This window comes from Klenkia sp. AC732 (assembly GCF_979256525.1).
In genome coordinates, this window is sequence record NZ_CEEDOS010000074.1 from 1 (window position 1) to 10,794 (window position 10,794).

The 10,794-nt window shown below is 73.0% G+C and carries 12 protein-coding genes; 4 read left to right on the forward strand and 8 right to left on the reverse strand.

Going from position 1 to position 10,794, the window contains the following annotated elements; genetic code table 11:
- Nucleotides 1–140: 140 nt before the first annotated feature.
- The 3 genes from AC0IVP_RS21370 to AC0IVP_RS21380 all read right to left on the reverse strand — a co-directional run bounded on the left by AC0IVP_RS21370 (nt 141) and on the right by AC0IVP_RS21380 (nt 3,247).
- A complete protein-coding gene (locus AC0IVP_RS21370) occupies nt 141–335 on the reverse strand; it encodes a hypothetical protein (protein ID WP_471759207.1) in 195 nt (64 codons plus the stop codon).
- Between the two features lie 146 nt (nt 336–481).
- Complete coding sequence (locus AC0IVP_RS21375) at nt 482–1,792, reverse strand: citrate synthase (RefSeq protein WP_471759208.1); 1,311 nt, start codon at nt 1,790–1,792, stop codon at nt 482–484.
- Nucleotides 1,793–1,852: 60 nt separating this feature from the next.
- Nucleotides 1,853–3,247, reverse strand: a complete 1,395-nt coding sequence (locus AC0IVP_RS21380) for a class II fumarate hydratase (protein WP_471759209.1) — start codon at nt 3,245–3,247, stop codon at nt 1,853–1,855.
- A gap of 213 nt (nt 3,248–3,460) precedes the next feature.
- Between AC0IVP_RS21380 and AC0IVP_RS21385 the strand changes: the two genes are divergently transcribed.
- Together AC0IVP_RS21385 and AC0IVP_RS21390 are read left to right on the forward strand one after the other, a co-directional pair.
- A complete protein-coding gene (locus AC0IVP_RS21385; RefSeq protein ID WP_471759210.1) occupies nt 3,461–4,201 on the forward strand; it encodes a hypothetical protein in 741 nt (246 codons plus the stop codon).
- Nucleotides 4,202–4,302: 101 nt separating this feature from the next.
- The gene (locus AC0IVP_RS21390) at nt 4,303–5,043 is read left to right on the forward strand and encodes a hypothetical protein (RefSeq protein ID WP_471759211.1); all 741 of its coding nucleotides are present in this window, start codon (nt 4,303–4,305) and stop codon (nt 5,041–5,043) included.
- 86 nt (nt 5,044–5,129) lie between these two features.
- Here AC0IVP_RS21390 and glpX read toward each other — a convergent pair whose 3' ends face one another.
- Nucleotides 5,130–6,188 (reverse strand): class II fructose-bisphosphatase, encoded by a 1,059-nt coding sequence (gene glpX / locus AC0IVP_RS21395; protein WP_471759212.1) that lies wholly within the window; start codon nt 6,186–6,188, stop codon nt 5,130–5,132.
- Between the two features lie 116 nt (nt 6,189–6,304).
- On the opposite strand from glpX, the gene AC0IVP_RS21400 reads away from it, so the two are divergent.
- Nucleotides 6,305–6,925 carry a DUF4245 domain-containing protein gene (locus AC0IVP_RS21400; RefSeq protein ID WP_471759213.1) on the forward strand — a complete coding sequence of 207 codons (621 nt, stop codon included), beginning with the start codon at nt 6,305–6,307 and terminating at the stop codon, nt 6,923–6,925.
- Nucleotide 6,926: 1 nt separating this feature from the next.
- Here AC0IVP_RS21400 and AC0IVP_RS21405 read toward each other — a convergent pair whose 3' ends face one another.
- The 3 genes from AC0IVP_RS21405 to AC0IVP_RS21415 are packed head-to-tail and all read right to left on the reverse strand — an operon-like array spanning nt 6,927 to nt 9,244.
- Nucleotides 6,927–7,160: an exodeoxyribonuclease VII small subunit gene (locus tag AC0IVP_RS21405; protein ID WP_056292801.1), complete on the reverse strand. Its 234-nt coding sequence runs from the start codon at nt 7,158–7,160 to the stop codon at nt 6,927–6,929.
- Nucleotides 7,157–8,377, reverse strand: coding sequence for an exodeoxyribonuclease VII large subunit (xseA, locus tag AC0IVP_RS21410; RefSeq protein WP_056292799.1), 1,221 nt, complete (start codon nt 8,375–8,377; stop codon nt 7,157–7,159). Before xseA ends, AC0IVP_RS21405 begins: the two co-directional genes overlap by 4 nt.
- A gap of 18 nt (nt 8,378–8,395) precedes the next feature.
- Nucleotides 8,396–9,244 carry a lipid droplet-associated protein gene (locus AC0IVP_RS21415; protein WP_471759214.1) on the reverse strand — a complete coding sequence of 283 codons (849 nt, stop codon included), beginning with the start codon at nt 9,242–9,244 and terminating at the stop codon, nt 8,396–8,398.
- Nucleotides 9,245–9,344: 100 nt separating this feature from the next.
- Between AC0IVP_RS21415 and AC0IVP_RS21420 the strand changes: the two genes are divergently transcribed.
- Nucleotides 9,345–10,325, forward strand: coding sequence for a 4-hydroxy-3-methylbut-2-enyl diphosphate reductase (locus tag AC0IVP_RS21420; RefSeq protein ID WP_056292796.1), 981 nt, complete (start codon nt 9,345–9,347; stop codon nt 10,323–10,325).
- A gap of 67 nt (nt 10,326–10,392) precedes the next feature.
- Here the strand turns inward: AC0IVP_RS21420 and AC0IVP_RS21425 are convergent.
- Nucleotides 10,393–10,794 (reverse strand): DUF6542 domain-containing protein (locus AC0IVP_RS21425; protein WP_471759215.1); only part of this gene is annotated, 402 nt, incomplete at its 5' end.

Here is a 10,794-nt window from a genome sequence, read left to right on the forward strand (position 1 = left end):
CGCGTGGCGGTGGCACGGCGCTCCCCTCGCAGACCGTGCCGTGCCCACGCCGGGGGTGGGCGGGGTCGGACGGTCCGCACGAGGGTCATCGGGAGCGCCGGGGCGCCGGTTGAGGCCGGGCCCCGATCAGGCGGTGCGCGTCACCCCTCCGGGGGAGCCCACCAGGCGCCGTGCTCCTGGCGCAGCCGGATCTCCCGCCGGCCGCCGTCCTCGGTGGTGACGACCAGGGCGACGCCGGCCACCCGGCGTCCGTCGGGGTCGGGCAGCCGCGACCCGGATGCCAGCGGCAGAGGAGGTACGACGAAGGCGTCGACCTCGCCGTCGCGGTCGGGCATCGGGTCCTCCTCGGCCTCGTCCCCCGTGCGGCACGGTACGGCGTGTCGTGTCGTGTCGTGCAGTGGCGCCGTGCGCGGGCGCACGACGAGGCCCCGCCGTCCCGGTGGGGACGACGGGGCCTCGGGAGTGCGGTGTCGGCGAGCCGTCAGCGCTGGTCGAGCGGCACGAACGCGCGCTCGGTGGGCCCGGTGTAGAGCTGGCGGGGACGGCCGATCTTGGTGGCCGGGTCCTCGATCATCTCGCGCCACTGGGCGATCCAGCCGGGCAGGCGCCCCAGCGCGAAGAGCACGGTGAACATCCGGGTCGGGAAGCCCATCGCGCGGTAGATCAGGCCGGTGTAGAAGTCGACGTTCGGGTAGAGCTTGCGCTGGACGAAGTAGTCGTCGGTGAGGGCGACCTCCTCGAGCTGGCGGGCCAGGTCCAGCAGCTCGCTGTTGCCGCCGAGCTTGTCCAGCACGTTGTCCGCGGTCGCCTTCACGATCGCCGCGCGGGGGTCGTAGTTCTTGTAGACCCGGTGCCCGAAGCCCATCAGCTTGACGCCGGGCTCCTTGTCCTTGACCCGGCTGACGAACTTGCCGATGTCGCCGCCGTCGGCCTTGATGCCCTCGAGCATCTCCAGCACCGACTGGTTGGCCCCGCCGTGCAGCGGGCCGAAGAGCGCGTTGATGCCCGCGGACACCGAGGCGAAGAGGTTCGCGTGCGAGGAGCCGACCAGGCGCACCGTCGAGGTGGAGCAGTTCTGCTCGTGGTCGGCGTGCAGCACGAAGAGCATGTCCAGGGCCTTGACCAGCTCGGGGTCGGCCTCGTACGGCTCGGCGGGGAAGCCGAACGTCATCCGGAGGAAGTTCTCCACCAGGCCCTTGGAGTTGTCCGGGTACAGGAAGGGCTGCCCGACCGACTTCTTGTAGGCGTAGGCCGCGATGGTCGGCAGCTTGGCCAGCAGCCGGTACGTGCTCATCTCGACCTGGGCGTGGTCGAAGGGGTCCAGCGAGTCCTGGTAGAAGGTCGACAGCGCGCTGACCGCCGAGGACAGCACCGGCATGGGGTGCGCGTCCCGGGGGAAGCCGCGGAAGAAGGACTTCAGGTCCTCGTGCAGCAGGGTGTGCCGGCGGATCTTCTGGTCGAAGTCCTCCAGCTGCGACGGGGTGGGCAGCTCGCCGTGGATCAGCAGGTAGGAGACCTCGATGAAGCTGGCCTTGCCGGCCAGCTGGTCGATCGGGTAGCCGCGGTACCGCAGGATGCCGGCGTCACCGTCGATGTAGGTGATCGCCGAGCTGCAGGCGGCGGTGTTGACGAAGCCGATGTCCAGGGCGACCTTGCCGGTCGCGGCCAGCAGCTTGCTGGTGTCGATGCCGTCGGCGCCCTCGGTGGCCTGTCGCACCGGGAGTTCGAGTTCACCCCCCGCGTGGTGCAGCGTGGCCGGACCGGATACCTCGGTGTCTGCTGTCGCGCTCATCGGGGTGGACGCTACCGAGTCGGTTCCGGTCCGGCACAGCTGGCCGTCGGGTGCGGTGGGTCAGGGGTGCGTCATCGACAGCACGTCCAGTGCCGCGTCGAGCTGGGCCTCGGTGAGCTTCCCGGCCTCGACGTAGCCGCGCTCGACCACGACCTGGCGGATCGTCTTCTGCTCCTTGAGGGAGGTCTTGGCCACGATGGCGGCCTCCTCGTAGCCGATGTACTTGTTCAGCGGCGTGACGATGGAGGGGCTGGACTCGGCGAGCTCCCGGCAGCGCTCGACGTTGGCGGTGATGCCGTCGATGCAGCGGTCGGCCAGCAGGTGCGAGACGTTGGCCAGCAGCCGGATGGACTCCAGCACGTTGCGGGCCATCATCGGCAGCGTCACGTTGAGCTCGAAGGAGCCGGTGCTCCCGCCGAAGGTGACGGCCGCGTCGTTGCCGATGACCTGGGCGGCGACCTGGATGGCCGCCTCGGGCAGCACCGGGTTCACCTTGCCCGGCATGATCGAGGAACCCGGCTGCAGGTCGGGCAGGGCGATCTCGCCCAGGCCGGTGCGCGGGCCCGAGCCCATCCAGCGCAGGTCGTTGCAGATCTTGACCAGGCCGACGGCGATCGTCTTGAGCTGCCCGGAGGCCTCGACCAGCCCGTCGCGGGAGCTCTGCGCCTCGAAGTGGTCACGGGCCTCGGTGAGCGGCAGGTCCATCTCGGTGGCCAGCGTGGAGATGATCTGCTCTGCGAACCCGGGCGGGGTGTTGATGCCGGTGCCGACGGCGGTGCCACCCAGCGGGAGCTCACCGATGCGGGGGAGCGAGGCCTGCAGGCGCTCGACGCCGTAGCGGATGGCGGCGGCGTACCCGCCGAACTCCTGCCCCAGGGTCACCGGGGTGGCGTCCATCAGGTGCGTGCGGCCGCTCTTGACGACGTCGGCGAACTCGGTGGCCTTGCGCTCCAGCGAGGCGGCCAGGTGCTCCAGTGCGGGCACCAGGACGACGACGACGGCCCGCGTCGTGGCGATGTGGATCGCGGAGGGGAACACGTCGTTGGAGGACTGCGAGGCGTTCACGTGGTCGTTGGGGTGGACCGACAGCCCGGAGGCCTCGCCGGCCAGCGTCGCGATGACCTCGTTGGTGTTCATGTTGCTCGAGGTCCCCGAGCCGGTCTGGAACACGTCGATCGGGAAGTGCTCGTCCCAGTCGCCGCGGGCGACCTGCTGGGCGGCGTCGTGGATCGCGCCGGCCACGTCCTCGGGCAGGACCCCCAGGGAGGCGTTGACCCGGGCGGCCGCGCCCTTGATCGCGGCGAGGGCACCGATGAGCTCGCGCTCGATCGGGGTGCCGCTGATCGGGAAGTTCTCCACCGCCCGCTGGGTCTGGGCGCGCCACTTGGCGTGTGCCGGCACGCGGACCTCGCCCATGGAGTCGTGCTCGATGCGGAAGTCCTGCTCGGTGGCCACGCTGCGCTCCCGGTGTGTCTGGCTGGATCCCGCCCGGGCGTCGTCCCCGCGGTCGGGAGGTGTCTCCCGAGACCCTAGACACCGGGTCGGACGCGCCGCCGGGAGACCGCCGCGGGCACCTGCCCCGCGGCCGCGGACCGCCCGGTCTGGTGGACCGGCCCGGTGGTCCCTACGCTGCGGACGACCACGTGCCGGATCGAGGAGTCCCGTCCGATGACGCAGCCGCCCCAGCCCCCGTCCGACGGTCAGCAGCCGTGGGGTCAGCAGCCCCGGTACGGACAGCAGCCTCCCTACGGTCAGCCCTCGTACGGCCAGCCCCAGTACGGCCAGCAGCCGCCCTACGGGCAGCCGCAGTACGGCCAGGACCAGTTCGGCCAGCAGCAGCCGCAGTACGGCCAGCCGGGGTACGGGCAGCCGGGGTACGGGCAGGACCAGTACGGCCAGCAGTTCGGGCAGCAGCCGCCGAAGGGCAACAAGAACATGGTGATCGCGTTGTCGATCGCCGGTGTGGTGGTGGTCGCTGCGGTGGTGACGGCGTTGGTGGTGCTGCTGGGTGGTGAGGACGAGTCCACGACGACGGCGGACCCGACGACGTCCTCGGCGTCGACCACGTCCGCGGGCACGTCGAGCTCCAGCTCCAGCTCCAGCTCCAGCTCCTCGTCGTCGTCGAGCTCCAGCTCGTCGTCCTCGAGCAGCTCGGCGGGCACGTCGGAGGCCCCGCCGCCCGGCGGACTGCCCGCGCCGACGATCCCGCCGACCGGCCTGGGCACGGACCCGGACCTGGACGCGCTGGCCCAGTCCTGCTTCGACGGCAGCATGGACGACTGCGACGAGCTCTTCGGCGAGTCGGTCTTCGAGGACTCCCTGCAGGCCTACAACGACTACGGCGACTCCTGCGCGGGACGCCAGGAGGTCGGCACCGGGCTGCTGTGCACGGACGCGTTCCCGAGCTGAGGTCCGCAGGTCACTGATCGGTCACGGTCGGTCGCCGTACGTCGCTGGGCGTCGGCTGTGTCTCTAGCATGCGTGGGCCCGTCCGGAACCGAGGAGTACCCATGTCCCAGCCCCCCCACCCGCCCTCCGACGGTCAGCAGCCGTGGGGATCGTCCGGACAGGGGGACTCCTACGGGCAGCCCGGTCAGTACGGCCAGCAGCCCCAGTACGGCCAGCAGCCCCAGTACGGGCAACCCCAGTACGGCCAGCCCCAGTACGGCCAGCAGCCGCCCTACGGGCAACCCCAGTACGGCCAGCCCCAGTACGGCCAGCAGCCGCCCTACGGGCAGCCGCAGTACGGCCAGGACCAGTACGGCCAGCAGTTCGGGCAGCAGCCGCCCAAGGGCAACAGGAACACGGTGATCGCGTTGTCGATCGCCGGTGTGGTGGTGGTCGCTGCGGTGGTGACGGCGTTGGTGGTGCTGCTGGGTGGTGAGGACGAGTCCACGACGACGGCGGACCCGACGACGTCCTCGGCGCCGACCACCTCGGCCGGCCCGTCCTCCAGCTCGTCGTCCTCGTCCTCGTCGTCGTCGTCGAGCTCTGACGGCGGGTCCGGGACCAGCGGGGACAGCCCCTTCTTCAGCAGCGTCGGCGAGCCGACGTCCCCCGAGGGCCTCGGCGAGGACCCGGAGCTCGACAGCTACGCGCAGGCCTGCTTCGACGGTGACTGGGACGGGTGCACCGACCTCTACATCTACTCCGAGATCGACTCGCCCTACGAGGACTACGCCAACACGTGCGCGGGCCGGGTGCCCGCCGACGAGGGCTCGGCCCTGCTGTGCAGCAGCCTCGGCGAGTGACCTCCCGGGTGGGCTGACCCACCTTCCCGCGGTACGACGACGGCCCGGACCCCACGAGGGGGGCCGGGCCGTCGTCGTGCGGTCGGTCAGTCGCCGAAGGGCACCGCGGAGTACTGGTTGAGCTTCTCCAGGGAGTGCAGGCTCTCGATGGAGCGGATGGTGCCCGAGCGGGAGCGCATGACCAGCGACTGCGTCGTGCAGCCCCCGGAGCGGTACTGCACGCCGCGCAGCAGCTCGCCGTCGGTGATGCCGGTGGCCACGAAGAACACGTCCCCGCGGACCAGGTCGTCGATGTCCAGGACCCGGTCCAGGTCGTGTCCGGCGTCGATGGCCTTCTGCTTCTCGTCGTCGTCCTTGGGCATGAGGCGGCCCTGCAGCGCCCCGCCCATGCACTTGAGGGCGCAGGCGGTGATGATCCCCTCGGGGGTGCCGCCGATGCCCAGCAGCAGGTCGACCCCGGTTCCCTCGCGGGCCGCGGCGATGGCGCCGGCGACGTCGCCGTCGGTGATGAACTTGATCCGGGCGCCGGCGTCTCGGACCTCCTGGGCGAGCTTCTCGTGGCGGGGTCGGTCCAGGATCACGACGGTGACGTCGGCCGGCCAGGCCTTCTTCGCCTTGGCGACCCGGCGGATGTTCTCCTTCACCGGCAGCCGGATGTCGACCACGTCGGCCGCGATCGGCCCGGTCGCGATCTTGTCCATGTAGAACACCGCGGACGGGTCGTACATCGCCCCCCGGTCGGCCACGGCCAGCACCGAGACGGCGTTGGGCATGCCCTTGGCCATCAGCGTGGTGCCGTCCACGGGGTCGACGGCGACGTCGCACTCGGCCCCCGTGCCGTCGCCGACCTCCTCGCCGTTGAACAGCATGGGCGCCTCGTCCTTCTCGCCCTCGCCGATCACCACGGTCCCGCGCATGCTCACCGTCTGGATCAGGGCCCGCATGGCGTCGACCGCGGCGCCGTCACCACCGTTCTTGTCACCGCGGCCGACCCAGCGACCGGCGGCCATGGCGCCGGCCTCGGTGACCCGGACCAGCTCCATCGCCAGGTTCCGGTCCGGCCGGGGCCGCCCGTTGGACGGGGGCTGGCTGCCGTAGGCCGAGGGGTGGGCGGGGGGCGGACCGTCGGGGACGGGCAGGGACAACGAGACCTCCTCGGACGACCGCCGGGACGGCGGTGCGCCGGACCGGTGGACCGGCGCGGGAGCGCTCCGGACGCGGGACGGCGGGACTGTTGGAGCTGTGCTGCGATCCTAGGGCCATGGCCGACACCGCACCCCAGGGTCAGCAGACCCCCGACCCGGCCCCGGCCGCGCCCGCCGTGTCCTCCGCGGAGGTCCGCGCGGCGAAGTTCAACGCGGCCAACATGGTCCGCTCGCTGCTGCCGCTGACGGTGCTGGTCCTGCTGGTGGTCGGGCTGACGAGCCTGCGGCAGAACCCCGAGGACCCGATCCGCACGGTGGAGACCACGTCCTCCACCCAGCTCGCGGCGGCCCGGGCGTCCTACCCGCTGCTGGTGCCCCAGGGCCTGCCCGAGGACTGGCGCGCGACCAGCATCGAGACCGACGCGGGGGACGCCGTCGACGAGGGCGACCCGGTCACCCTGCAGATCGGCTGGTTCACCCCGGGCGAGGAGTACGCCGGCTACGTGGTCAGCGACGACGAGGGCTCCGACGCGCTGACCGACGTGCTGGCCGGGGCCACGGAGCAGGACGCGGTCGACATCGACGGTCGCACCTGGGAGCGGCTGACCACGACTCGCGAGGAGACGGCCTACCGGCTCGACGCGGGGGACGGCGTCACGGCCGTGGTGACCGGGTCGGCCGACGACGGGGAGCTGGAGACCCTGGCCGCCGCCGTGTCGGTCTACGAGGCGGACTGACTCAGGGCGCCGACGGGTCGGGGGCGGCGGCGGCCAGCCGTTCGCGGGCCTCGTCCAGCCAGTGCTGGCACACCCCGGCGAGCTCCTCCCCGCGCTCCCACAGCGCGAGCGACTCCTCCAGGGTGAGCCCGCCGCCCTCGAGCCGGCGGACGACGTCGGCCAGCTCCTCGCGGGCCTGCTCGTAGCCCTGGGTGGGAGCGGTGGCTGCCGTGGGTGCTCCGTCGGGGGTGCTCACGGGGTCCCATCCTGCCGGTCCACGCGCACCGGCAGGCGCCCACCGGCCACCCGGACCACCAGCGCCTCGCCGTCGGCGACCTCGGCGGGGTCCCGGACCAGGGCGCCGTCGGCCCGCTGGACCAGCGCGTAGCCGCGGTCCAGGGTGGCCGCGGGGGAGAGGGCGGCCACTCGGGCGCGGGCGTGCTCCAGGTCCCGGCCGGCGACGTCGACCCGGTGGGTGACGGTGCGGGTGGCCCGCTGCCGCAGGGCGGCGACGTCCTCGGCGCGACCGGCCAGCAGGCGTTGCGGGTCGGCGAGGACGGGGCGGCTGCGGATCGACTCCAGCCAGCGCTCCTGCTGCTCCAGCCGGCCGGTGACCAGGGACCGGGCGCGGGCCCGCAGCCCGTCGACCAGCCGGCGCTGCTCCCCGATCTCGGGCACCACCCGGTGCGCGGCGTCGGTCGGGGTGGCGGCCCGCACGTCGGCCACGTGGTCGACCAGCGTCGTGTCGGTCTCGTGGCCGACGGCGGTCACGACCGGGGTGCGGCAGGCGGCGATGGCCCGGACCAGGCCCTCGTCGGAGAAGGGCAGCAGGTCCTCCACCGAGCCGCCGCCCCGGGCGATGACGATGACCTCGACGGCGGGGTCCCGGTCCAGCCGCTGCAGTCCCTCGATGACGCCGGCCGCGGCGGAGGGTCCCTGGACGACGCAGTGCTCGACGGCGAACCGCACGGCGGGCCACCGCCGGGCGGCGGTGACCAGCACGTCACGCTCGGCGGCGCTGTCCCGGCCGGTCACCAGCCCGACGACGGCGGGGGCGAAGGGCAGTGGCCGCTTGCGGTGGGACGCGAAGAGGCCCTCCGCGGCGAGCAGGGCACGGATGCGTTCGATCCGGGCCAGCAGCTCACCCAGCCCGACCGCGCGGATCTCGGTGGCCCGCAGGGAGAAGGAGCCACGGGCGACGTAGTAGTCCGGCCGGGCCCGCACGAGCACCCGCGCGCCCTCGGTCAGGGCCAGGCCCGGCCGGTCGGCGACGTCCCGGTGGCAGGTGACGGGCACCGACAGGTCGGCAGCGGTGTCGCGCAGGGTCAGGAAGACCGTCGCACCGCCCCGCCGGGACAGCTGGGCGACCTGGCCCTCGACCCACACCTCGCCGAGCCGGCCGATCCAGTCGGCGACCTTGCGGGCCACGGTGCGCACCGGCCACGGCTGGTCCGGCGACGACGGGGCGGTCACGGGTGCTCCTGTACCGGGTCAGCCGCGCTCGCGGTCCAGCTTCTCCTTGCGGTTGCGCAGCAGGGTGACGAACGGCGCCCGGTAGCGGGTGGCCTGCTCGTAGGCCAGCAGCTCCTCGACCGTCACCGGCTGGTAGCCGCGGAGCCGGCCGCGCAGCTGAGCGATCGTGAACCCGTCGTAGCCCTCGATCGGCTCGGTGGGCTGGTCGTCGTCGGCTGCGTGGCCGGCGTTGATCGCCATCTCGGAGGCGGCGATGACCGCGTCGTCCTCGGCGGCGTCGTCGCTCATGTTGACCGCGAGCTCGTCGACGGTGGCGGTGACCTCGTCGGCCTCCGGGTCGTCGGGGAGGCTGGCGACCTCGTCGTCGGTGAGGTCGGCGTCGCCCAGGTCGGCGGACAGGCCCTCGGCCAGCAGCTCCTCCTCGGCGAGGGTCTCCTCGGTCAGGTCGTCGTCCCCGACGGCGGCCGCCGCGTCGACGACCTGCAGCGGGGTCTGGGGCTCCGGCTCGTCCTCGGGCTCGTCGTCGTAGCCGTCGGGGGCGTCGACGACGCGGTCGAAGGCCGACTCGCGGGAGCCCAGGCCGCCCACGGTGGGGGTGGCCCGCGGGGTGGCCGGCTCAGCGGGGAGGTCCTCGTCGAAGGTGGCCAGGCCGGGCTCGCCGTCCCCGCGGAGACCGGTGAGCACCTCGTCGCCGCGGGCGACCAGCCCGGAGTACTCCTGCTGGAGCTTCAGCGAGGTCTGCATGGCCAGTCCCAGCGCGCGCACGGGCAGCGCCGGGAGGGTGCGGGGGAGCTTGCGCGCCTCGTCCAGCAGGGTCGCGGCCAGTCCGGCGGCGGCGCGGACGGGTTCGGGGATCTCACGGGCCATGCCTCCAGCCTGCCCCAACGGCAGGGGGCACGCTCCCCGGGAAGTGTGGGACCGGTCTCGGCGCCCGGTGCAGGTGGCGGGGCCGACCTACAGTGGGGGCATGGTTGCCGACCGCGGACGCGTGCTCCTCGCCGACCCCCGGGGCTACTGCGCCGGGGTGGACCGGGCGGTGATCGCGGTGGAGAAGGCCCTCGAGATCCACGGCGCACCGGTCTACGTGCGCAAGCAGATCGTCCACAACAAGCACGTCGTGGCCACCCTGGAGCGTCGCGGGGCGGTCTTCGTGGAGGAGACCGACGAGGTGCCCGAGGGTGCCGTCGTCGTCTTCAGCGCCCACGGGGTGTCCCCGGCGGTGCACGAGCAGGCGGCCGCTCGCTCGCTGCGCACCATCGACGCGACCTGCCCGCTGGTCACCAAGGTGCACAAGGAGGCCCAGCGGTTCGCCAAGGACGACTTCGACATCCTGTTGATCGGCCACCGTGGGCACGAGGAGGTCGAGGGCACGATGGGGGAGGCGCCCGAGCGCACCCAGCTCGTCGACGGCGCCGACGACATCGCCAACGTCCAGGTCCGTGACCCCGAGAAGGTGGTCTGGCTGTCCCAGACCACGCTCTCGGTCGACGAGACGCTGGAGACGGTGGAGGCGCTCAAGGGTCGGTTCCCCGGCCTGCAGGCCCCGCCCAGCGACGACATCTGCTACGCCACCCAGAACCGCCAGCAGGCCGTGAAGCAGATGGCCGGCCAGTGCGACCTGGTGCTGGTCGTGGGCAGCACGAACTCCTCGAACTCCGTCCGGCTGGTGGAGGTCGCCCTGGAGGCCGGCGCCCGGGCCTCCTACCTGGTCGACTACGCCTCCGAGGTCGACGAGGCCTGGTTGGACGGGGTGTCCACCGTGGGTGTGACCAGCGGGGCCTCGGTGCCCGAGATCCTGGTGAGCGAGCTGCTGGACTGGCTCAGCGAGCGCGGCTACCCCGACGTGGAGACGGTGAAGGCCGCCGAGGAGCGTCTGGTCTTCGCGCTGCCCCACGAGCTCAAGCAGCGCCGGCAGACCCTGGCCGTGGACACCTCCGCCGCCGAGTAGTCCCCGGACGCGCCAGCGGCCCGTCCCCGGCAGGGGGCGGGCCGCTGGCGTCTGCGAGCCGGGTGGGTCAGCGGCGGGCGATGAGCCGCACGACGGTGACCACGAGCGCTGCGGCGACGGCGATGGCCATCGCCGGGAAGCCGCGGATCAGCAGGGTGGCCAGGGTCGGCAGGCTCAACGTCGCCGACGGCGCCAGCATGATGTTGACCAGCGCCACGCCGACGAAGACCAGCGGCGGTGCGACCACGATCGTGCCGAGGTCCCGGCGGCGGACCAGCAGGGCGGCCACCACGGAGCCGGCGATGAGCGTGATCAGGGTGAGCGTCCCGAGCCCGACGCCGAAGAACGAGTCGGCGGCGGCGCCGAGGACGGTGAGCAGGAAGACGCCCAGCACCCCCAGGGAGCCGCGCACCCCGCGGGCGGGGGCGGCGGGCCGTGCCGGCGCCCGGCGGTCCCGGGAGGCCGGCGG

Bases quoted from the DNA above. Each gene is read 5' to 3' on its own strand.
- AC0IVP_RS21390 (WP_471759211.1), top strand. From the start codon at position 4,303: ATGTCCCAGCCCCCCCACCCGCCCTCCGACGGTCAGCAGCCGTGGGGA.
- AC0IVP_RS21415 (WP_471759214.1), bottom strand. From the start codon at position 9,244: ATGGCCCGTGAGATCCCCGAACCCGTCCGCGCCGCCGCCGGACTGGCC.
- AC0IVP_RS21385 (WP_471759210.1), top strand. From the start codon at position 3,461: ATGACGCAGCCGCCCCAGCCCCCGTCCGACGGTCAGCAGCCGTGGGGT.
- AC0IVP_RS21370 (WP_471759207.1), bottom strand. From the start codon at position 335: ATGCCCGACCGCGACGGCGAGGTCGACGCCTTCGTCGTACCTCCTCTG.
- AC0IVP_RS21400 (WP_471759213.1), top strand. From the start codon at position 6,305: ATGGCCGACACCGCACCCCAGGGTCAGCAGACCCCCGACCCGGCCCCG.
- AC0IVP_RS21375 (WP_471759208.1), bottom strand. From the start codon at position 1,792: ATGAGCGCGACAGCAGACACCGAGGTATCCGGTCCGGCCACGCTGCAC.
- AC0IVP_RS21420 (WP_056292796.1), top strand. From the start codon at position 9,345: ATGGTTGCCGACCGCGGACGCGTGCTCCTCGCCGACCCCCGGGGCTAC.